We start from the raw sequence: 20745 nt of genomic DNA, 5'->3' as shown, positions 1-20745 counted from the left end.
ATTCCGGGAACGGAGCAGCGGAGGCCTTCCGCCACCGGCCCGGGACATCAACCGACAAACGACGGAGAGAACCTATGGCAAACGCAGAAATCACCCGTGCGGTGGTCTCACAATTGTTCGCCGATATACAGGGAGGAAATGTCGAGGCGGTCCTCGCCGCAATGGCGCCGGACATCGTCTTCGACCTGCCGCGCACCGAGTTCAACGCCGTCATCCCCAACACCGGGGTGTGGCGCGGCCGGGACGGCGTCGCCGAGGCGTTCCGGCTGCGCGGTGAGCGCAGCGACATCCTGGAGTTCGAGCAGCGCGACATGGTCGTCGAGGACGACCGGGCGTTCGTGATCAACTACCAGAAGATCCGGCACCGCTCGACCGGCTTCACCGTGGACTTCGAGTTCTCCATGGTGCTCACCGTCGGCGAGGACGGGCTCGTGCACCACTGGAAGGCGTTCTTCGACGCCTCCGGCGAGGTCGCGCTGTTCACCTCCGACGTCGACGACCGGCTGCGCGCCGCGGTCTCGGCCGGTGACCTGCCGGCCGCGGCCGACGCGCTGCGGGAGGGCGCCGACCCGAACCTGCGCGACGCCAGGTCCGGGCTGACCCTCCTGCAGGCCGCGGCCGGCATGGGGAACGCCGCCGTCGTCCAGGCGCTGGTGGACGCGGGCGGCGACGTCTTCGGGGCCGACAGCCGGGCCGGCGGCACCGCGCTGCACAAGGCCGTGCAGCGCGGGGACCTGAAGACCGTGCAGGTACTCGTATCGGCCGGCGCGTTCGTGGACGCGGTCGCGCCCACCACCGGCCACACACCGCTGATGGACGCCCTCTGGTACAAGTGGCCGGACATCACCGCCTACCTGCTCGACCACAACGCCGGGCTCGGCCTGTCCACCCACTACGGCTTCTCGCTGCGCGAGCACTTCGAGTACGAGCTGAACGTCAACGTGCTCGGCAAGGAGCAGATGCTGGAGGCCGAGCGGCTGCTGCGGCGCCGTACCGAGTCGGACGACCGGCGGGCCGCCGCCCATCAGCTGATGGCGGCGGTGGTGGCCGGCGATGTGCACCGGGTGCGCGGCCTGCTCGCGGCCGGCGCCCGGGTCGACGAGCGCTTCCCGGTGGTCAACGGCTTCAACGACGAGCACACCGCGCTGCTGGTCGCCGCCCGCGAGGGCCGCGCCGAGATCGTCCCGCTGCTGCTGGCGGCCGGCGCCGACGTCAACGCGACCGAGCCCACCTTCGGTGCCACCCCGCTGCACAAGGCCGTCTACAACGGTCACACCGACATCACCCGGCTGCTGGTGGCCGCTCCCGGGGTGGACCTGGACTACCAGGGCGCCACCAACGGCTACACCGCGCTGCACGACGCGCTCTGGCACGGCTACGAGGAGTGCTCGCGCGTCCTGCTCGACGCCGGCGCCCGGCTGGACCTGGTCGGGCACGACAACCGCACGCCGCTGCACGTGGCCACCGCGACCTTCGGCGCCGACCACCCGCTCACCCGCGCCATCGCCGCGAAGACCGCCGCGGCCCGCTGACCGGCCGCCGTACCCCCACCGCGCCACCGGACCGCCGGCAGGCGGCGGCCCCCGGACGGCGTCCCGAGCCAAGGAGACCGACGCACCATGCTGTTCTACGTCCAGATGAAGTGGAAGCACGAGGGCCGGATCACTCTCGACGACCTGTGGGAGGTCGAGCAGGAAGAGGCCGAGCACGCGCAGGAGACGCTCGACTCCGGCTTCTGCGTGGGGATCTGGAAGGTCGCCGCGCAGAAGCGGGTCATCGCCATCATCGACTCGCCCGACGCCGAGGAACTCGACCGCACCGCGCTCGGCCGGCTGCCCATGCGCGAGTACCTGGAGTTCGAGACGGTCTGGCCGCTGCGCGACTACCTCGGATTCGCCGACGACGTCAAAGCCCGCTACCGGGTCTGAGGAGGAGTCCGCCATGATCCACCAACTGATCTTCGCCCATCCCCGGCCGGGTATGACCGAGCAGGAGTTCCAGCGCTACTGGGTCGAGGAGCACGCGGTCCGGTACGCCAGCAAGATCCCGCAGATCAAGCGCTACGCCGTGGACACCCGCGTCGCGCGCCCCGGGGACACCGGGGACCCGCTGTGGAGCGGTGCCGCCGAGATCTGGCTGGAGAACGAGGAGGAGCAGCTGGCCTCCCTGCAGACCCCGGAGTTCCTCGAGGGCGCCCGGCTGGACGAGCCGCGGTGGGCGGCCTTCTGGCGCTCGCTGGTGCTGGACACCGACACCGAGGTCGTCCTGCAGGGGCAGCCCGACGACGAACTCCAGCCGGGGATCAAGCTGATCACCCTGGCCAAGCGGCGGGAGGGCCTGCCGCTCGCGGAGTTCCGCTCGCACCAGCGGGAGACGCAGGCCAAGCTGACCGCGGCGGTGCCGGGCGTCCGCCGCTGTCTCCAGTCCTTCACCCGCGACAGCTGGTACGCGGTCAGCGAGCCGCCGTTCGACGCCGCCACCCATGTGTGGTTCGACGATCTGCCCGCGCTGGAGGCCGCGCTGCTCAGCCCCGAGCAGACGCGGGCCGACGAGGACCGGGCCGAGATCGTCAACCCCCGGTATCTGCACAGCCTGGCACTGCGCCAGCACTGGATCATCGGGCCCGGGAGCAGGTAGCCGCCGCTACCGGCCGGGGACGGGTCGGCGGCCGATGCCCGCCCGTCCCCGGTGTGCGACCGTTTCCGCCCGGTTCTCTTCGTTCGACGACTGTTTGAGGTTCGCGTCCTGCTAAAGTGGGCGCTCGCGTTACACAGCGTTACGACTGGTGGGGAAACTGTTATCCCCGCCGGTCGGGAGTGCTGCCGTCCCGACGACGTGACGGCAGCCGGGTCCTTGACGTGAAGGCGTTTCGCCGCGTGCCATCGACATCGAGGCGGAGATATCCCGTGCCCCTGCATGCTGACGCCGCGTTCGACGAGGCCGCGTTGGCGGAGTTCGCCGGGGAGATGTTCAGCTCCCTTCCCAGGCTCGACCAGCGCCGCTGGGCCGAGGCCTACCTGACCGGACTCGTCATCGTGAACGGCAAGAAGCTGGTCCGCAGGATCGCCGGCGACATCGTCTCGCCCGAGGCCCACCAGTCGATCCAGCAGTTCATCAACCGCAGTCCCTGGGAGTGGGAGCCGGTCCGCGCCTCGCTCGCGCTGTATGTGCAGACGGTCCGGCCGCCGCAGGCCTGGGTGCTGTCCAGGGTCGCCATCGCCAAACGCGGCAGCAGCTCGGTCGGTGTGGCGCGCCGGTTCGTCCCCGAGGCCGGCCGGATGGTCAACTGCCAGCTCGCGCTCACCGTCTCGCTGGCCGACGAGTCGGCCAGCCTGCCGGTGGACTGGCGCATCCACCTGCCCAGCCGCTGGCGCTCGGACTACGACCTGCGCCACGGCGCGTACATCCCGGACGATGTCCAGGGCGCCTCGGAGACCGCCGAACTGCTCTCGATGGTCGAGGACATGGCCCGGCGCCCGGGGGTGGCCCAGGTGCCCGTGGTGGCCGATGTCCGGCAGTGGAGTGACGCCGGGGCGCTGCTGCTGGGGCTGGCCGACCGGAATCTGGAGTACGTCCTGGAGGTCGACGACTGGCAGCAGGTGGCCGGCGGGCCCCGTCCCACCGACGGCGCCGCCGTCCGTCACCCGGTCCCGTCCCCGTCGCGCGTCTCCGGCGCCGCCGACGGGCCCGTCCCGATCTCGTCCTCGATCCGGCGGCTGCCGCCCGGCGACGGCTCACGCAGGCCCGACGGCGCCCCGGTCCGGGTCCTGACCGAGATGCGGCCGGGGGGCCTGCCCCGGCGCACCTGGGTGACGAACATGTACGACCGGCATGTCGACAAGGTGCTCGGCCATGCCCGGCTGACCGCCCAGGGCCCCGCGGTCACCCGCCACCTCGGCGCCCGGTTCGGGCTCTGCGACTTCCAGGGCCGCTCCTTCCGCGGCTGGCACCACCACGTCACCATGGTCTCCGCCGCCTATGTCTTCCACCGGCTCGGCTGGCAGCGCACCCCCTATCTGTCCACCGGCCGGTCCCCGTCGCCCGCCGACGCGTGCCCCTGAGCGCTCCCGCGCCGCGCCCCGCCGCCTCTCGCCGCGTCCCGCCGGAGGGGATTGTGTTCCGGCGCGCGGCGGAGTTACCGTCCTCTGGGGTGCTCCACGCGAGGACCGGGCAGGGCCGATGACGGCTCGGCGAGCGCGGGCCCGGACGCGGGTCGGCCGATCGGGACGGGGAGGTGGCGCGGTGCGGGAGACCGGTGAGCGGCCACTGACCACCGTCGCCATGTTCTCGCGACGGCACATCGACCTCCAGCGTGTCGCCGGCGCCCTGTGTCCGGGCGTACGCAGAGCCGTGCCGGGACCTGACGGCCGGACCGCCACGCCGCCGCGTACCGCCGGTTAGGCAGCCGCGGCCCCACCGCCCCTCCCCGCGCCGGATCCAGCGGACCCGTGTCCGGTCCCGGCCCCGTTCGGTATGCCTGTGCCGGGGCTGTCCGCCGCACGCCCCGGCCGAGCAAGACGCGGCACGCCCCCCAGCACGTCCCGCCCAGCACCGCCCCGCGCCGCCCGCCCCGCGCGACGCGTGCCCCACCGGAGTCATCAAGGAGTCGTCATGACCGTACAAGCCGAAGAGACCGACCGCGCCGCCTTCGTCCAGGACTGGGAGCAGTGGCGCGCCCAGCACGAGAAGGCGCTCGCCGACCCGCACGGGTTCCTCGCCATCACCAGCCTGAACTGGCTGGACGCCACCCCCACCCGTTTCCCCGACGCGCCCGGCGCCTGGTCGAGCACCGCTGACGGCGTGGTGGTGGAGCTGTCCGACGACGAGGAGCTGACTCTCGACGGTGAGGTGCTGCGCGGCCGGCACGACTTCGGTGTGATCGAGGAGCGGGGCAGCCTCTTCCCGTCCTCCGGCGACGCGGTGATCGAGGTCGCCAAGCGCGGCGGCTACGACATCATCCGCCCCCGGCACCCGGAGAACGCCCTGCGGCTCGCCTACACCGGCACCCCCGCCTACGCCCCGGACCCGCGCTGGGCCGTCACCGGCCGCTATCTGCCGTTCGACGCGCCCCGCCCGACCACGGTGGGCGCGGCCGTGGAGGGCCTCCAGCACATCTACGACGCCCCCGGCCAGGTCGAGTTCGAGCTCGACGGCGCCACGCACCGGCTGACCGCGTTCAACGGGCGCAATCCCGGCAGCCTGAGCGTGCTGCTCACCGACGCCACCTCGGGCGTGACCACCTACGCGGCCAACCGGACGCTGTCCATCGACGCGCCGGACGCCGAGGGCAAGGTGCTGATCGACTTCAACCGGGCCGCGAACCTGCCCTGCGCCTACACCGACCTGGCCACCTGCCCGCTGCCGCCGGCCGAGAACCGGCTGCCGATCGCGATCGAGGCCGGCGAGAAGACCCCGACCGCCCCCAAGGAGGCGAACCGGTCCGTCCCGGCCGAGGAGGCCGCCCGGCCGTGACCCGTCCGGGCCCGGCAGCCGCGGCCCGCGCTGTAGTCACCTGAACGGCGAACGGCCGGCGGGGCCCCGGGCGACCGGGGCCCCGCCGGCCGTTCGGGGGCGCCGTCAGCGCGCCGCGCGGCCTTCCCCGAAACGGGTCCGGGCGAAGCGCTCCGCACCCGGGCGGCCGGCCACCAGGTCGGCGGCGAGTTCGCCGATCACCGAGGCGAACTTGAAGCCGTGCCCGGAGAATCCGGCCAGTACGGTGCAGGGTCCGCTGCGGTCGATGACGAAGTCGTGGTCGGGGGTGGTGGTGTAGAGGCAGGTCTTGGGGACCGGGTTCGTGCGGTCCACGCCGGGCAGCCAGCGTTCGGCGTACTCCAGCAGATCCCGCAGCATCTCCGCGTTGATGACGCGGTCCCGGTCCGGGTCCACCACCGGGCCCACCCCGTGGAAGCCGGCCTTCACACCGTCGGCGCTGCCCAGCCCGTAGACCCCCGGTCCCTCGGGCAGACCGGCCCCGCCGTGGTGGATGAAGCTCGGCCAGCCCAGCGCGTCCGCCGCCGCGAAGTGGGCGGGCTGCTCCGCGGTGACGCGCATCGCGGGAAGTTCCCGGTCGCCCGGTGCCGCGAACCGCGGGGTCCAGCCGCCGGCCGCGACCACCACCGCGTCCGCGGTGAGCACTTCCTCCTCGGCGGTGACCACCTCGGCGCCCGAGCCGCGGGCGGTCACGCGGGCCACCTTCACCCCGTGCCGGATCCGGGCGCCGTGCTTGCGGGCGGCGGTCTGGAAGGCGGTGACGGCCCGGTCGGCGTGCAGCCGGCCGGCTTCCGGGTGGAACAGCGCGGCGGTGTCCACCCGCAGCCCCGGCCACCGCTCGCCGGCCTCGGCGGGGGAGAGCGCCTCGGCGGGCCGGCCCGCGGCACGCAGGGCCTCCTCCAGCGCGCTGACGGTCCGCGCGGGACCGTGGTCGACGGCCCCGGTCAGCGCCAGCACCCCGATGCCGGTCTCCTCCTCCAGCCGCTGCCACAGCGGCAGCGCGCGCACGGCCAGGCCGAGGTAGAAAGGGTCGGCGTAGGCGAGCCGGAAGATCCGGGAGCTGCCGTGCGAACTGCCCCGGTCGTGCCCGGGCGCGAACTGCTCCAGCAGCACGACTTCGTCGCCCCGGGCCGCGAGGTGCCAGGCTGCCGAGGAGCCCATCACCCCGCCCCCCACGACGACCACTCGACGTATCACGAGGGGGTACCTTTCGGTTGAGCGCGCCGGTGGGGGTGCCGGTCCACCGGCCTGGCCGTACCGTAGGCATCACCGGCCGGCCGGGTCAATGAACCCCCTGTGAACTACGCCGGGCACCCGTCCGCTCACGCTCGGCCCACCGCGGCGTCCGGGTCAGTGGACGTAGCGGTCGGCGGGGACGGCACGGGACAAGATGGGCGACAAGGTATCGCGCGCCCGCTCGAAGGCCTGCCAGTCGGAGATGTTCACCAGCGACGGGATGGTGACGGCCTCACCCGCGTCGAGGCCCGCCAGGGCCGCGTCCACCGCGTCCTCCGGCGACATCACGTTCTCGTCGGGGAAGGTGGAGAGTTCGACGCCGGAGCCGTCCCAGAACCCGGTGGACATCGCGCCGGGGATGACCGCCTGGATGGTGACGCCGCTGCCGGCCAGTTCCTGCTGGAGTGCCTGGGTGAAGGTCAGGACGTAACTCTTGGTAGCGCTGTAGACCGAGCTGACCGGCTGGATCCAGAACGCCATGGCGGAGGAGACATTGATGATCGTCCCCCGGCCGCGCCGCGCCATACCGCTGAGCGCGGCGACCGAAAGCCTGGTGGGGGCGGTGACGTTGAGCGCGATCTGCTCGTCGGTCGCCTTCGGGTCGAAGCCCGGGGAGGGCGCGAACTTCGCCGCCCCCGCGGCGTTGACCAGCATGTCGACCGACTCGTCGGCGCGCAGCCGCTCCTCGACCTTGGCCAGTTGAGCGGCGTTGCCCAGATCCGCGACCAGGATCTGGACGTCCACGCCGCTGTGCTCGATGACGTCCGCCATCGCGCTCTTGATCCGGCCTTCGTTGCGTCCGACCAGGATGAGGTCGTGGCCCCGCTCCGCCAGCCTGCGGGCGTAGGCCGCACCGAACCTGGACGAGACTCCGGTGACGACAGCTGTCTTCGACCCGTTTCCGGACATGATTCGATTCCCGTTCCATGAGATCAGACGCTTATAGTTTGATTGCCAAACCGATTACTCAGCGCGACGTTATCATGGAGTGGTCCGACATTCAAACCACCTTCGGGATAGGCTGTCCGCATGGCTGTGATACGCATCGACCCGACCACCCTCGCCGGCCGCCCCTGCGGCCTCGCGTCCGCGCTGGAACTCGTCGGGGACCGCTGGGCGCTGCTCGCGCTGCGCGAGGTCTTCTTCGGCAACCACCGGTTCAGCCAGATCGCGCGCAACACCGGAGCCCCGCGTGACCGCCTCTCGGCTCGGCTGAAAGACCTGGTCGAGGGAGGAGTCCTCGTCCGCCGGCCCGGCCCCGACGGCTCCCGCTACGAGGGCTACCACCTCACCGAGGCCGGCCGGGACCTCGGCCCGGTGGTCCTGATGCTGATGGCCTGGGGCGACAAATGGGCCGTCGACTCGCCGCCGATGAGCCAGACCCACCACGACCACCCGCTCGTCCTCACCGCGATCTGCGCGACCTGCGGCACTCCGCCCGACGAGAGGGACGTCACCCGCGAGATGCTCGTGCCCCACTGGAGCCTCGCCGGCCGCGAGGACGGGCAGTAGCCGCCAGCGGCGGAAGCCGCCCGCGTGAGCGGTCCCGCGCCGGCGATCGCGCCGCGGAGGGCTTGTGTTCGCCGGCGGTCCCCGGACTCCGGAAGGGAGCCGGGGCCGCGCGGCCTTCGGCCCCCCGGGTCAGACGGGGCCGGCGCCTCCACCGGCATCGGCGCCGGCATCGGGTATCTCCGACACATGGGCGCTGACGATCCGCCAGCCCGCGGGGAAGCGGGCCCACGCCTGGGTCTGGCGGCCCCTGGCCGTGGCTCCCGGATAGCTGAACAGCGTGGTGACGACAGCGAATTCGGTCCCGAAGGTGCTGATGGCCGTCTCGAAGAGCTTGCGGCCGGGCGGCAGCGGGGGCTGCTGCCACCGCCAGCTCCGGATGTCCGCCGCCCCGCTCTGCTGGTCGGCGATGCCGAAGCGGACCGTGCCGGGGGAATCCCAGAAGTACCCCGCTATGGCGGCACGGTCGTCCGCGACGAGCGCTTCCTCGTAGCCCGCGAAGGCCGCCGTCACTTCGGCGACCGTCCGCGGCAGGTCCACATCCATCCGCTCTCCGTTCTGTCGTGGGTCCGGCGCCCGTGCGGTCGCCGGCCGGGGCCGTGACGCGGTCGCACGGGCGGGAGACGGTCAGTCGGCGGCGGACGCGCCGCCCGGGTGTTCGCCCGGTTCGCCGGGTCCGGTGAGCGGGTCCGTACCGGTGGCGACCCCCGCCAGGGCGGGCGCCGGCGCCGGTTCGGGGGGCGCGGCGGCGGGACCACCGCCGTGCAGCCGTTCCAGTTCCCTTTCCGCCGCGTCCGGGACACGGGCCGCCGGCCGGGTCAGGGCGAAGACGCCGCACAGCACGGCGGTGAAGAGGTAGCCGAGGGACACCCCGCCGTTCTCGTCCCAGCCCACCTTCGGGGCGTGGATCAGCCCGACGAAGGAGAGCACCGAGCCCGCCAGCGCCACCGCCCCCGCGGACACGAACCGTTTGTCGATGAGGAAGGCGACCAGCGCCCCCAGCACCAGACCCGCCAGGATCGCGCCCTCACCGAGCACCATCAACCCGTGGTAGACCACGCCCGACGACTCCAGATTCGCCTCGCCGACCTTGGTCGCGGTCGTCCCGGCCGCCGCGAGGACATCGTCCATCTGCCCGACGGCCCAGGACGCCAGATTCGGCACCAGCGCCGCGACGACGGCGGCGGCATGCGCCTTGGGCGACAGCTGGAAGGCCTGCGCGCCGATGAGCAGCCCGATGTAGAGCAGGATGGGGACGATCGCCGCCACCGGGAGGATCGCGCCGAGCAGGCCGAACATGCCCAGGAAGCACATCAGGGCGATGACCGCGCCGGTGGCCAGCGAGTAGCCGGTGCGCCCGCCGGCCGACTTCCATCCCGGATGGCCGACGTACACGGCAGGGGGGAAGGGCGAGCCGAGCGCGGAACCGATGACCGCGCCCGCGCCGTCGGCCAGCAGCACCGAGCGCAGGTTGTAGGAGTCACCGGCGGCAGCGGCGCTCTCGACATTGGTCATGCCCTCGGTGAAGTTGTAGACGCCCAGCGGGATGGCGGTGGCCAGCAGCGGTGAGGCGTCGGCCAGACCGGAGAACAGCGTGCCGAGATGGAGACACGGCAGCGCCAGGGTGATGTCGCCGGCCGCCGAGGAGACCGCCGACCCGGACATCGCGCCGCCGGCCCAGCCGATCGCGGTGCCCACCAGCAGGGCCGCCAGTCCGATCGGGATGTTCCCGGGCAGCTTGATGTCGGTCATCAGGCCGACGAGGAGCAGGAAGAAGACCGGCAGCGCGATCCACAGGTGGTCCCACATCTGGCCGGCCGGCCGCATGGAGATGAAGGAGATGGAGACGCCGGCCAGGGTGCCCAGCAGGGCGGCGCGGGGCGCGTAGCGGCGGATGTACGGGCCGATGAAAGCCCCGATCAGCACGATGACGCCGATGATGAACGCCCAGGCCACTCCGGCCTTCCAGGCCAGCAGCGGGTCCTTGGTCTTGAGGTAGACCGGCAGCATGATGACGAAGACGACGATGAACATGTGCGGCACGCTGGGGCCGTAGGGCATCGCGGTGACGTCCGGCCGTCCCTCGCGCCGGGCCAGCCGGCGGCCGAGGTAGGCGTAGTAGACGTTGCCCGCGATCAGCGCGATACCGAGGGCCGGCAGGATCGTGTGGAAGACGACATGGCCGGGGATCTTGAGGACGGACAGGCACAGCCCGGTCAGCGTCAGCACATTGACCAGGACATTGACGCCGAGTCCGAAGAACGCGTTGGTGTCGCCCCGTACCCACAGCGGGAGGGGCGAAGGTCTGTTCTCGACTGCGGTGACGCGGCGGGACGGAGGCATGGCGGGACGACCCTTCGTCGGGCGGAGCGGTGCATGGCGGTGGCTCGTCCGGCGCGTCGGGGAAGGTGCGGCCCGGCCGGGGAGCGGGGGTTACGACGCCGGCCGGCGGGCGGCTTCCGGTGGGTCGCCGGGGACGGGCGCCGCGCCGGCCAGCGCGTCGAGGAACGCCACCGATTCGGCGGTCCAGCCGAAGATGCCGCCCTGCGCCCTGATCATCTCCAGGCCGGCCCGCTGGAACTCCGGGAAGTACGAGCCGACGCAGTCCGACAGCACCAGGCACTCGTAGCCGCGGTCATTGGCCTCGCGCACCGTGGTGTGCACGCAGACCTCGGTGGTGACCCCGGTGACGACCAGACTGCGGACGCCGCGGGCGGCGAGCAGGTCACCGAATTCGGTCGCGTGGAAGGCGCCCTTGCCCGGCTTGTCCACCACCGGCTCGCCCGCCACCGGGTAGAGCTCCTCGATGATGTCGTGGCCCTCCTCGCCGCGGATCAGGATCCGGCCCTTGGGGCCCGGATCGCCGATCCTCAGGCTGGGGCTGCCCCGCAGCAGCTTGCTCGGGGGGCAGTCGGACAGGTCGGGCAGGTGTCCCTCGCGGGTGTGGACGACCGTCATGCCCGCGGCGCGGCAGGCGGCGAGCACCCTGCGCAGCGGAGCGATGGTCCGGCGCAGTTCGGCCACGTCGTTCCCCAGGCTCGCGCCGAATCCGCCGGGTTCCAGGAAGTCCCGCTGCATGTCGATGAGGACGAGGGCCGTGCTGGCCGGGTCGAAGGAGAAGGGATAGGGAGCGGCCTCGGCCACGAGCGCGCGGGGGGCTTCCACAGCGGTTCCTGCCTTCCTCGGGCGGGTCACTCGGGAAGGGCCCGCGGCGCCGGAAGGGGCGTCCGGACGGCCGGAGTCGTGGCGGCGATCAGCTCGTCCGAGGTCGAGACGCATCCGAAGACGCCGCCCTGCATGGTCACCATGTGGAGGGCGGCCTCATGGTTCGACGGGTCCGTCGCTCCGGTGCAGTCGGACAGGATCAGGCACTCGTAGCCGCGGTCGTTGGCCTCGCGCATGGTGGTGTGGACGCACACGTCGGTGGTGATGCCGGTGAGCACCAGATGGGTGATCCCCCGCGTGCGCAGGACGAGATCGAGGTTGGTGGCGTAGAAGGCCCCCTTGCCCGGCTTGTCCACGATCACCTCGCCGGCGGCCGGGGCGACCTCGGGCACGATCTCCCAGCCGGGTTCACCCCGTACCAGGATGCGGCCGCGGGGCCCGGCGGCGCCGATCTCCGCGCCGATCCGCGCCGACCGCCAGCGCTTGTTGGCCGGCAGGTCCGACAGGTCCGCGGTGTGGCCCTCGCGGGTGTGGACGACGAGCATGCCCGCGGCGCGGGCGTGTGCGAGCAGTTTCTGTGTCGCGGGCAGCCCGGCCCGGGTCAGTGCGATGTCGTAGCCCATGGCGTCCACATAGCCGCCGGGGCCGCAGAAGTCCGTCTGCCAGTCGATGCAGAGCAGGGCGACCCGGGTGGCCGGCACGGAGGTGTCGTAGGGCCACGCGTAGGGCTGCGCGGTGACCGGGCCGATGAGAACCGCCGGATCCGCCGGATCGTGTCGTTCCTTGTGCACGCTGTCGTCCATTGACCCCCCAAGACGGTTGAGCGGGGTGGTGCGAAGCTGTCGCGCATACATCGGGTATTTCGGTATTGCTGATTATGGGAGGACAGGTTTCGGCCAAGCGGTCGCCGCGTTACGCGAACGTGAAGCGGGCCGCGGGCCGTGCTCCGACCGACGGCGGGACGGCGGGACGGCCCCGGACAGTCCCCAACGGCCCCCGGTCGGCGGCCGGAAGACGGTGTGCCAGGATGCGGTCCATGCCTAGCGTGGACCGCTTCCTGAGCGATGACGAAGAACTCCTCCATGTCAGCCGGCAGCACTGGACCCAACTCGTCGGCGAGTTCGCGGTGCTGTGCCTGACCTGGGCGGTGGCCGGCGCGCTGCTGTGGGTGCTGCCCGGCGGCAAGAGCTGGTCCGACACCGCGGTGTACGTCGTGCTCGGTGTCGCGCTGATCGTGTCCCTGTGGTTCTGGCTGGTGCCGTTGCTGAGGTGGCGCGACACCCTCTACATCCTCACCACCAAGCGGATCCACACGCGTTCCGGCTTCCTGACCAAGACCGGCCGCAGCATCCCGCTGGTCCGGGTGAACGACATCTCCTTCTCCGCCTCGTTGTGGGAGCGGATCATCCGGTGCGGGACGCTCAAGATCGAGTCGGGCTCCGAGCAGGGGCTGCTGACGCTGAAGCACGTGCCGGATCCCGAGGGGCTCAAGACCATGATCTACGAGGCCATGGACGAGGAGCAGGAGCACCTCTACGGAGCCGAGGACCGCTCGTCGTCCACGCGCTGACAGCCCCCTGTCCGGGGTCCGTCCGGCCGGCCGCCGTTCGCCGTTCGCGGCCGGCCCGCGCGCGGATCAGCCGCTCGCCGGCCGCACCGGCAGCCGCGGCACGCTGGCGATCAGCCGCCGGGTGTAGGGGTCGGCGGGGGAGCCCAGCACCGCCGCCGTGTCGCCCTGTTCGACGATGCGGCCGTGTTCGAGGACCGCGGTGTGCTCGCAGAGCGCGGCGACCACCGACAGGTCGTGGGAGACCATGGCGATGGTGAGGCCCATGGTCTCCTTCAGCTCGGTCAGCAGGTCGATGATGCGGACCCGGGTGGTGACGTCCAGGGCGCTGACGGGTTCGTCCGCCAGCAGCAGGCGCGGGCGGCAGACGGTGGCCCGGGCGATGGCGATGCGCTGGCGCTGGCCGCCGGAGAACTCGTGCGGATAGCGGGTGGCGGCCTCCGGCGGGAGACCGACGGCCTCCAGCGCCGCGGCGACCCGCGGGTCGCCGGCGCCGGAGGCGGACAGGCCGAGCGAGCGCAGGGGTTCGGAGACGATCCGGTCGACCCGCTGCCGGGGGTCCAGGGAGGAGTACGGGTCCTGGAAGACGCACTGCACACTGCCGCGCAGCCGGCGCGTCTGCTCGCGGTCGCGGGTCCGCAACTCGTCCCCGTCGAACAGGATCCGCCCGCTGCTGGGCCGGGTGAGGCCGAGCAGCAGCCGCAGCAAGGTGGTCTTGCCGGCGCCGGACTCGCCGACCAGGGCCACACTGCGGCCCGCCGTGATGTCGACCGTGACGCCGTGCAGGACGGGCGCCGCGCCGCGGTAGGCGAACCCCGCGTCGTCCGCGGTCAGGATGGGGATGGTCATCGGATCGTCCGCTCCAGCGCGCCTTCGAGGTGACGGGCGCTCGTCACCAGATTCCGGGTGTAGGGGTGCCGCGGCGCGTGCAGGATGTCGTCCACACTCCCCGACTCCACCGCCTCCCCGTCCTTGAGCACCACCACCCGGTCGGTCGCCCCGGCGACCACCGCGAGGTCGTGGCTGACGAAGAGCAGCGCCATCGCCCGCTCGGACACCAGGCTGTCGAGCAACGCGAGCACCTCCGCCTGGACCGTCACATCCAGCGCGGTGGTGGGCTCGTCCGCGATCAGCAGCGCGGGTTCGCAGGCCAGGGCCATCGCGATGGCGACCCGCTGGCGCTGCCCGCCGGAGATCTCGTGCGGATAGGCCCGGGCCGCGCGCTCCGGCAGCCGCACCTGGTCGAGTGCCTCGCCGACCGCGCGCTTCAGCGCCGCCCCGCGCAGCCCCCGCCGGCGGCGCAGCGGCTCGGCGATCTGCCTGCCGACCCGCATCAGCGGGTCCAGCGCGGTGAGGGGCTCCTGGAAGACCACCGCGGCGGCCCGGCCGCGCAGCCCGACCAGCTGCCGCTCGGCCGCGCCGATCACCTCGGTACGGGGCAGCCCGGGGGCCTCCAGTACGACGCTGCCGGTCGCGGTCATCCCCGGCGGCAGCAGGCCCATGACGGCGAGCGCGGTCAGCGACTTCCCGGAGCCGGACTCGCCGATCAGGCCCAGCCTGCCGCCGGACCCGACCGAGAAGGACACATCCGAGACCAGGGCGCGGCCGTCGGAGGTACGGATGCCGAGTCCGCTGACGTCGAGCACGTTCATCGGGTCCTCCGGCGGGTGGGGTCCGAGGTGTCGCGCAGACCGTCGGCGAGCAGATTGACGCCGATGACCAGGACGACCAGCAGCACGCCCGGGGCGATCGCCCCGGTGGGTGAGGTGAGCACGGTGGCCTGGGCGTCCTGGAGCATCCGTCCCCAGGACTCGTTCGGCGGCGGGGCGCCCAGGCCCAGGTAGGACAGGCTCGCCTCGGCCAGCACGGCGAGGCCGAACTGGAGGGCCAGGCTGACCGACAGGGTGGTCCAGATGTTGGGCAGCACATGACCGCTGACGATCCGCGGCCAGGAGGTGCCCGAGGTGCGGGCGGCGGTGATGTAGTCCTGGGCGAGGACGCGCTTGACGAGTACCCGGGTGAGCCGGGCCAGCACCGCGGTCATCGCCAGGCCGATGGCGATGACGGCCGAGCCGAGCGAGGCGGACCTGGCCGCGACCACCAGCATCGCCAGCAGCAGGGTGGGGAAGGCGATCAGGATGTCCAGCAGGGCGGCGACCAGGTCGTCCAGCCACCGCGAGGCGAAGCCGGCGGCCACCCCGAGGGGCACTCCGAGCACCGCGCCGATCGCCACCGAGCCGGCGCCGGACTCCAGGGCGATCCTGGCGCCGATCATCAGCTGGGTGAGCAGGTCGCGGCCCAGCTTGTCGGTGCCGAGCGGGTGGGGCAGGTGGCCGGGCGGCATCAGCCGGCCGCCGGAGGTGTCCGCCGGGGAGAACGGGGTCCACACCAGGGAGAGCAGTCCGACCGCGAGGATCACTCCGACCAGGACGCAGCCGGTGATCAGCGCCGCGGAGCGGCGGCCCCGGCGGGCGGCGGGCGCCGCGTCGGCCTGGGGAGCACTGAGCGTGGGAGCGGTCATCGGGCGCCGCCCGACAGCCTGCCGCGCAGCCGCGGATCGATCAGCCGCTGGGTGAGGTCGGCGAGGAAACCGATGATCAGCACACTGAAGGTCGACACGAAGAGCACACCCTGGACGCTGGGATAGTCGTGCTGGGCCACCGCCTGGGACAGCATGCTGCCGAGCCCGGGCAGGGCGAAGACGGTCTCGACCACGACCGCGCCCAGCAGGGTGGAGGCCAGTTCGATACCGAGGATCGAGATGACCGGGACGGCGCCGTTGCGTACGCCGTGCCGCCACATCGCGCCGGTGAAGGTGGAGCCGAGGGCCCTGGCCGTGCGCAGGTAGTCGCTGCCGAGTACGTCCAGGGTCGCGGAGCGGACGTAGCGGATCAGCGAGGCGGACATCACCAGGGCCACGGTGATGACCGGCAGCGCCAGCGAGTCGATCGCCTGCCCGGGATCGCTCCAGCCGTCCTGCGGGAAGCCGCCGGACGGCAGCCATCGCAGGCGCAGCGAGAAGACCGTCACCAGGATCATGCCGATCCAGAAGACGGGCACCGCGACACCCAGTTGGGACACTCCGTTGAGGACCGTCCCGTACCAGGTGCGGGAGCGGTGCGCGGCCAGGAAGCCGACCGGCAGCGCGATCGCCAGGGCCAGCAGGAAGGCGAGCAGGGTCAGCGGCACGGTGACGTCGAGCCGGGAGGCTATCTGCGGACCGACCGGCAGCGAGCTGACGAAGGAGTCGCCCAGGTCGAAGGTGACCAGCTGGTGCAGCCAGTGGGCGAACTGCTCGGGCAGCGGGAGGTCCGAACCGATCGCGTGGCGGGCCGCGGCGATCTGCTCGGGGTCGGCGCCGACCGACAGCAGTGCGTTGGCCGGGTCGCCCGGGAGCAGCCGCAGCAGCAGGAAGAGCACCACGCTGGCCATGAAGAGCGAAACGACGAGGAAGGCCAGCCGCCGGAGGACGTACGTAGTCATCAGGGAACCGATCAGTCAGGACGGCGGTTCCTGCCGCGGCGGCGGCCCCTCGCTGGGGTGGCCGCCGCCGCGCCAGGTACGTCAGCTCTTCTTGATGCCGTAGGCGTAGAACTGCGAGTTCAGACCGTTGAGCGGGTAGCCCGACAGCTTCGAGTTCGCCACCACGATCTGCGGGTAGAGGTAGAGCCAGTCGCTGGCCGCGTCGTCGGCGATCTGCGTGTTGACCTTCTTCAGCAGCGCCGTCTGCTCGGCGGTGGTGTCGGACTGCTCGGCCTCGTTCACCCAGGTCGTGACCTGCTTGTTGTCGTAGCCCCAGTAGAAGTCCGGGTTGCCGTACCAGACGATGTCCCGGTCGTTGACGTGTTCCTGGAGCGTCGCGGTGAAATCGTGGTTCTGGTAGACCTTGGTGTACCACTGGTCCGGTGTGATGATGTTGATCTTGACCTTGATGCCGACCTTGGCCAGCTCCGACTTGATGAAGGTGGCCGCGGTGGGGTGCGGGTCGTAGTTGGGGGTGTCGAGGGTGAAGCTGAAGCCGTTGGCGTAACCCGCCTCGGCGAGTTCCTTCTTGGCGAGCCCCACGTCGTACGGGTTGACGTTGGTCAGATCCTCGTACCACGGGTCGGTCGGCGGCGTCATCGAACCGATCAGGGTGCCGTAGTTGCCCCAGATCGACTGCAGCAGCTTCTTGTTGTCGATCGCCGAGGTGACGGCCTTGCGCACCAGGGTGTTGTTGAACGGCTTGACCCGGTCGTTGAAGGCCAGCAGCAGCTTGGTGATCGAGTGGCCGTCGTTGACCTTGTAGTCCGCGTTGTTCTTGAACTGGTCCAGCGCGTCCGGGCTCTGCTCGCTGGTCACCACGTCGACCGCGTTGGTGAGCAGCGCGTTGTTGAGTGCGGTCGCGTCCTTGTAGTACTTGAAGACGACGCCCGCGTTGGTCGCGGGAGTGCCCCAGTAGCCCGGGAACTTCACCAGGCTCAGCGCCGAGCCGTGCGTCCACTTGTCCAGCTTGTAGGGGCCGGTGCCGTCCTCCGAGGTCTTCAGGTTCTTGGCCTGGGCGTCGAAGATCCACACATAGCTGAGGTTGTAGACGAAGGAGATCGACTTGCTCGACAGGGTCACCTTCACGGTGTCCGCGCTCGGGGTGTCGATGCTCTTGATCATGTCGAAGCTGGACTTGCGGGCGGCCTGCGAGGCCGGCCCGGTCACCTTCTGGATGCTGTACTTCACATCCGCCGAGGTGAGCGTCTTGCCGGAGTGGAATTTCACCCCGTCGCGCAGCTTGAAGGTGTAGGTGAGCCCGTCCGGGCTCACGGTGTAGCCGGTGGCGAGCTGGTTCTCGATCTTGCCGTCGTCGGTGAGCTTGAACAGGCCCTCGTAGACGTTGCCGTTGAGCGCCTCGGTGACGCCCTGGCCACCGCCCCCGGTGTTGTCCAGGTTCTGCGGCTCGTAGGGCGAGCCGATCGCGATGGTGGCGTTCTTGTCGTACGACCCGGTCGCGGCCGAACCGCTCTTGGCGGAACTGTCCGAGCTGTTCGAGCCGGCGGAGCTGCAGGCCGTGAGGGCGAGGGACAGGGCTACTGCCAGGGCGCCGCCGAGGACCGGTGCGGTCTTGCTCTTCACTTCATTCTCCTGATCGAGGGCCGGACGGCCCTGATGGGCGGGTCGGGCCGGTGGAACTGTCGTGTGGACTCAGTGCACCGCGTAGCCGTCGCGGAAGACCGGAAGCTTCTCGCCGGCCTCGACGGGCAGGTGGAAGCGGTTCTGCCGCGGCGGCAGTGGACAGTTGTACTGAGCGGAGAATCCGCACGGGGGCACGAAGGCGCGGTTGAAATCGAGCACGACCCGCTCGCTGTCCGGCGTGCGCCGGACGAAGAGGAAGCGGCCGGCGCCGTACGTGGTGGCGCCGTTGGTGGGGTCGCCGAAGACCAGGAGCAGTGTCCCGTCGTCGTCGAAGGCGTGGAGGGTGTAGCCGGTCCCGTCCAGGGTGAGGCTGATGTCGCCGGGGACGGGCAGATGGCGGGCGTCCCCGTGGTCGCGGATGTGCTCGAACGCGATGCGGCGGCCTTCGGGAGCCGGCGCGTAGGTCGCCTCGATCACCCAGTCCGGGTTGAACGGGAAGGTGTCGATCCCCTGGAAGTGCTGGATCGCGGGGGAGTCGCCGTCCCAGAAGCGCAGCGCCTGCTCGGGCTCGCCGGTGAGGATGTTCGTCCGCCGCACCGCGGTGACCGTTCGGCTCTCGGCCAGCCCGGCCCGTGCCTCTTCCACCGAGGGCTGCTGACCGGCCGGCAGCCAGCGGGTCTCGACGAGCGCCAGATCGCCGGTGGGCGCCGTCACGGCGGCCCGCCGGGAGGCGCACCAGTCGGACCACCCGGCCTGAGCGCCTTCGACGGTCCGCGCGGTGGCGCGGGGTATTACGGACATGCGTGCTCGCTAGGTCTTCGCGGGCGGGGCACCTCTCGGCGGCCCGTCCGAACGGGGTCGGTGGCCCGATCCTATGGAGGAAAAATGTCGGAAAGCGTCGGCCGACCGATAAGTGAGACGAAGATCGCATATAAGGATCGCTTTGAGGGGAGAAGGCTACTCCCGGTGCGGTGGGTCGCACTCTGCGTGCGAAGGCGGCCTTTCCAGGATGACAAAGGGTGTGAAAAGCCCATTTTCCCAGGGGCGGCGAAATGCCGACCGGCAGCCGGACCCACCAGCGGAGCCGAATCCCGGGCTTGATCAACTGGCCTGAAAAGAGCGGGAGTTGGCCGATCGGCCGCTGATGTCCGGGCGGCGCCGCGCTCCGGGGTCAGCCGGCGTCCCGGCCGTTCCTGAGCCTGCTGCGGTGGGCGGCCTGCTTGGCGCGGTTGCCGCAGATCGCCATGCTGCACCACCGGCGGACGCGCCCTCGGGTGTGGTCGGCGAACAGGAGCGTGCAGGCCGGGCCCTCGCAGGCCTTGACGTACGAGAGGTCCTCCTCGCTGAGGAATCTCGCCAGCGCCTCGCCGACGGGCAGGAGCAGTGCGTCCGGTGAGCGCCAGCGGCGCGTCGTCCGCAGCCGGAGGCCGGGTGTGTCCCCCTGTCCGGCGGCGAGCTGGAGGAATCCCTCGTCGCGGGCCAGCAGCCGGTTCAGCGGCGCCAGCTCCGGGAGGGCCTCCGGCCGAAGGGGCCGGCCCATGTGTCCGCGGACGAACGTCCTGAGATCCTCGCGCAGGCTCCGCGCCTGGGCGGCGATCGTGTCGAGTTCGCCGGGCAGGGCCTGCTCCCGCAGCTCGGCGAGCGTGCGGGGCGGCACCAGCTCCGCCTGGTCGAGCCAGGCCAGCAGGCCGTCGCCGTCCTCGATCCAGTCGATCTCGGTGTCCACCGGTGTGGCGATCGAGTTGAGGAAGTCCAGGCCGAGCGTGTCGGCGAGGAACAGGGCCGGAGCCTGTTGGACCATCCTGCCTGTCCCTTCTGGTGCTTGTTGCCGCGTTTCGCCACGACAGTAACCGCCTTGAGTCTTGTTGACAAGTTACCAACCAGCTCCATAACCTTGCGGACGCCATCAAGGCGGTTACTTCGAAGGAGTACGGATGCAGGAGAACACGGTCGGGGTGGTGCTGGCGCACGGCGCCTGGGCCGATGGGTCGAGCTGGAACAAGGTGATCGCCGGGCTGCGGTCCGAAGGGGTCACAGCGGTCGCCGCGCCACTGCCGCTGACCTCTCTCGCCGACGATGTGGCCACGCTCGACGGGACGCTGGAGCGGGTCGGCGGACCGGTCGTCGTGGTCGGGCACGCCTACGCCGGCGCGGTCATCGGGTCGACGTCGGACCAGAGGGTCGCGTCGCTGGTGTACGTCGCCGCGCTCGCCCCGGACGAGGGCGAGACGGTGGCCGACGTCTTCTACCGGACCGAACCGCATCCGCGGGCGCCCGAACTCGGCCCCGACCACCACGGGCTGATCTGGCTGCCCGAGGACGCCTTCGCCGGCGCTTTCGCCCAGCACGCCTCCGCGGAGGAGCAGGCACTGCTGGCCGCCACACAGCGGCCGCTCACCGCCGGGTGCATCGGGGTCCCGGTGGGGCGCCCGGTCTGGAAGGACCGGCCGAGCCGGTTCCTGGTGGCCGAGGAGGACCGGATGATCCCCGCGGCGAACCAGCGGTTCATGGCCGGGCGGATGAAGGCGCGGACGATCGCGGCCCCCGTCGACCACATGCCCATGGTCACCGCGCCGTCCACGGTCGTCGGCGTCGTGATGGAAGCGGTGCGCGAGGCCGGGTCCGGTCGGTGACGGCTCCGCCGCGGCGCTCACCATCGATGTCCTGGCTAA

22 protein-coding genes are annotated in these 20745 nt (G+C 71.5%); 9 read left to right on the top strand and 13 right to left on the bottom strand.

All coding sequences use genetic code 11. The features are described from left to right. The first annotated feature begins 74 nt into the window (after positions 1-74). The 6 genes from ACFO3J_RS00200 (at position 75) to ACFO3J_RS00175 (ending at position 5472) form a co-directional block, all read left to right on the top strand. Positions 75-1532 (top strand): ankyrin repeat domain-containing protein, encoded by a 1458-nt coding sequence (locus tag ACFO3J_RS00200; protein ID WP_386424481.1) that lies wholly within the window; start codon positions 75-77, stop codon positions 1530-1532. Positions 1533-1619: 87 nt separating this feature from the next. Continuing rightward, positions 1620-1928 carry a muconolactone Delta-isomerase family protein gene (locus ACFO3J_RS00195; protein ID WP_386424479.1) on the top strand — a complete coding sequence of 103 codons (309 nt, stop codon included), beginning with the start codon at positions 1620-1622 and terminating at the stop codon, positions 1926-1928. A gap of 13 nt (positions 1929-1941) precedes the next feature. Next, positions 1942-2637: an EthD domain-containing protein gene (locus ACFO3J_RS00190; protein WP_386424476.1), complete on the top strand. Its 696-nt coding sequence runs from the start codon at positions 1942-1944 to the stop codon at positions 2635-2637. Positions 2638-2906: 269 nt separating this feature from the next. Further along, positions 2907-4061, top strand: coding sequence for an IS701 family transposase (locus ACFO3J_RS00185; RefSeq protein ID WP_386424473.1), 1155 nt, complete (start codon positions 2907-2909; stop codon positions 4059-4061). Next, positions 3979-4401, top strand: a complete 423-nt coding sequence (locus ACFO3J_RS00180) for a putative leader peptide (RefSeq protein ID WP_386424471.1) — start codon at positions 3979-3981, stop codon at positions 4399-4401. The genes ACFO3J_RS00185 and ACFO3J_RS00180 overlap by 83 nt, the downstream gene beginning before the upstream one ends. 210 nt (positions 4402-4611) lie before the next feature. Next, the gene (locus ACFO3J_RS00175; RefSeq protein WP_386424468.1) at positions 4612-5472 is read left to right on the top strand and encodes a DUF1684 domain-containing protein; all 861 of its coding nucleotides are present in this window, start codon (positions 4612-4614) and stop codon (positions 5470-5472) included. A gap of 105 nt (positions 5473-5577) precedes the next feature. On the opposite strand, the gene ACFO3J_RS00170 is transcribed toward ACFO3J_RS00175, so the two are convergent. Then, on the bottom strand, positions 5578-6687 hold the full coding sequence (locus ACFO3J_RS00170; protein ID WP_386424466.1) for an FAD-dependent oxidoreductase: 1110 nt from the start codon (positions 6685-6687) through the stop codon (positions 5578-5580). A 153-nt stretch (positions 6688-6840) separates the two neighbouring features. Continuing rightward, on the bottom strand, positions 6841-7635 hold the full coding sequence (locus tag ACFO3J_RS00165; RefSeq protein ID WP_386424463.1) for an SDR family NAD(P)-dependent oxidoreductase: 795 nt from the start codon (positions 7633-7635) through the stop codon (positions 6841-6843). Between the two features lie 120 nt (positions 7636-7755). On the opposite strand from ACFO3J_RS00165, the gene ACFO3J_RS00160 reads away from it, so the two are divergent. Beyond that, positions 7756-8238 carry a winged helix-turn-helix transcriptional regulator gene (locus ACFO3J_RS00160; protein ID WP_386424460.1) on the top strand — a complete coding sequence of 161 codons (483 nt, stop codon included), beginning with the start codon at positions 7756-7758 and terminating at the stop codon, positions 8236-8238. A gap of 129 nt (positions 8239-8367) precedes the next feature. Here the strand turns inward: ACFO3J_RS00160 and ACFO3J_RS00155 are convergent, their stop codons facing one another. The 4 genes from ACFO3J_RS00155 to biuH all read right to left on the bottom strand — a co-directional run bounded on the left by ACFO3J_RS00155 (position 8368) and on the right by biuH (position 12191). Further along, positions 8368-8781: an AtzH-like domain-containing protein gene (locus tag ACFO3J_RS00155; protein WP_386424458.1), complete on the bottom strand. Its 414-nt coding sequence runs from the start codon at positions 8779-8781 to the stop codon at positions 8368-8370. Between the two features lie 81 nt (positions 8782-8862). Next, complete coding sequence (locus ACFO3J_RS00150) at positions 8863-10578, bottom strand: regulator (RefSeq protein ID WP_386424455.1); 1716 nt, start codon at positions 10576-10578, stop codon at positions 8863-8865. Between the two features lie 90 nt (positions 10579-10668). Then, complete coding sequence (locus ACFO3J_RS00145) at positions 10669-11400, bottom strand: cysteine hydrolase family protein (protein WP_386424452.1); 732 nt, start codon at positions 11398-11400, stop codon at positions 10669-10671. 26 nt (positions 11401-11426) lie between these two features. Continuing rightward, positions 11427-12191 carry a biuret amidohydrolase gene (biuH, locus tag ACFO3J_RS00140; RefSeq protein ID WP_386424450.1) on the bottom strand — a complete coding sequence of 255 codons (765 nt, stop codon included), beginning with the start codon at positions 12189-12191 and terminating at the stop codon, positions 11427-11429. A 245-nt stretch (positions 12192-12436) separates the two neighbouring features. On the opposite strand from biuH, the gene ACFO3J_RS00135 reads away from it, so the two are divergent. Next, entirely contained in the window at positions 12437-12970 is a 534-nt protein-coding gene (locus ACFO3J_RS00135; protein ID WP_386424448.1) for a PH domain-containing protein, read from the top strand. 66 nt (positions 12971-13036) lie between these two features. On the opposite strand, the gene ACFO3J_RS00130 is transcribed toward ACFO3J_RS00135, so the two are convergent. The 7 genes from ACFO3J_RS00130 to ACFO3J_RS00100 all read right to left on the bottom strand — a co-directional run bounded on the left by ACFO3J_RS00130 (position 13037) and on the right by ACFO3J_RS00100 (position 19874). Then, on the bottom strand, positions 13037-13816 hold the full coding sequence (locus ACFO3J_RS00130; RefSeq protein ID WP_386424446.1) for an ABC transporter ATP-binding protein: 780 nt from the start codon (positions 13814-13816) through the stop codon (positions 13037-13039). Further along, positions 13813-14619 carry an ATP-binding cassette domain-containing protein gene (locus ACFO3J_RS00125; RefSeq protein WP_386424444.1) on the bottom strand — a complete coding sequence of 269 codons (807 nt, stop codon included), beginning with the start codon at positions 14617-14619 and terminating at the stop codon, positions 13813-13815. Before ACFO3J_RS00125 ends, ACFO3J_RS00130 begins: the two co-directional genes overlap by 4 nt. Continuing rightward, positions 14616-15488 (bottom strand): ABC transporter permease, encoded by an 873-nt coding sequence (locus ACFO3J_RS00120; protein WP_386424442.1) that lies wholly within the window; start codon positions 15486-15488, stop codon positions 14616-14618. The genes ACFO3J_RS00125 and ACFO3J_RS00120 overlap by 4 nt, the downstream gene beginning before the upstream one ends. Further along, positions 15485-16450 (bottom strand): ABC transporter permease, encoded by a 966-nt coding sequence (locus ACFO3J_RS00115; protein WP_386424439.1) that lies wholly within the window; start codon positions 16448-16450, stop codon positions 15485-15487. The genes ACFO3J_RS00120 and ACFO3J_RS00115 overlap by 4 nt, the downstream gene beginning before the upstream one ends. A gap of 81 nt (positions 16451-16531) precedes the next feature. Next, positions 16532-18073 (bottom strand): ABC transporter substrate-binding protein, encoded by a 1542-nt coding sequence (locus tag ACFO3J_RS00110; RefSeq protein ID WP_386424438.1) that lies wholly within the window; start codon positions 18071-18073, stop codon positions 16532-16534. 69 nt (positions 18074-18142) lie between these two features. After that, entirely contained in the window at positions 18143-18874 is a 732-nt protein-coding gene (locus tag ACFO3J_RS00105; RefSeq protein WP_386424435.1) for a DUF1684 domain-containing protein, read from the bottom strand. Positions 18875-19244: 370 nt separating this feature from the next. After that, a complete protein-coding gene (locus ACFO3J_RS00100; protein WP_386424432.1) occupies positions 19245-19874 on the bottom strand; it encodes a CGNR zinc finger domain-containing protein in 630 nt (209 codons plus the stop codon). A gap of 133 nt (positions 19875-20007) precedes the next feature. On the opposite strand from ACFO3J_RS00100, the gene ACFO3J_RS00095 reads away from it, so the two are divergent. Then, positions 20008-20706, top strand: a complete 699-nt coding sequence (locus ACFO3J_RS00095; RefSeq protein ID WP_386424430.1) for an alpha/beta hydrolase — start codon at positions 20008-20010, stop codon at positions 20704-20706. Positions 20707-20745: the final 39 nt, after the last annotated feature.

The organism is Streptomyces polygonati (assembly GCF_042650325.1).
GTDB lineage: Bacteria > Actinomycetota > Actinomycetes > Streptomycetales > Streptomycetaceae > Actinacidiphila > Actinacidiphila polygonati.
Note: the sequence above shows the minus strand (reverse complement) of the source record. Positions and strands in the feature narration are given on the sequence as shown.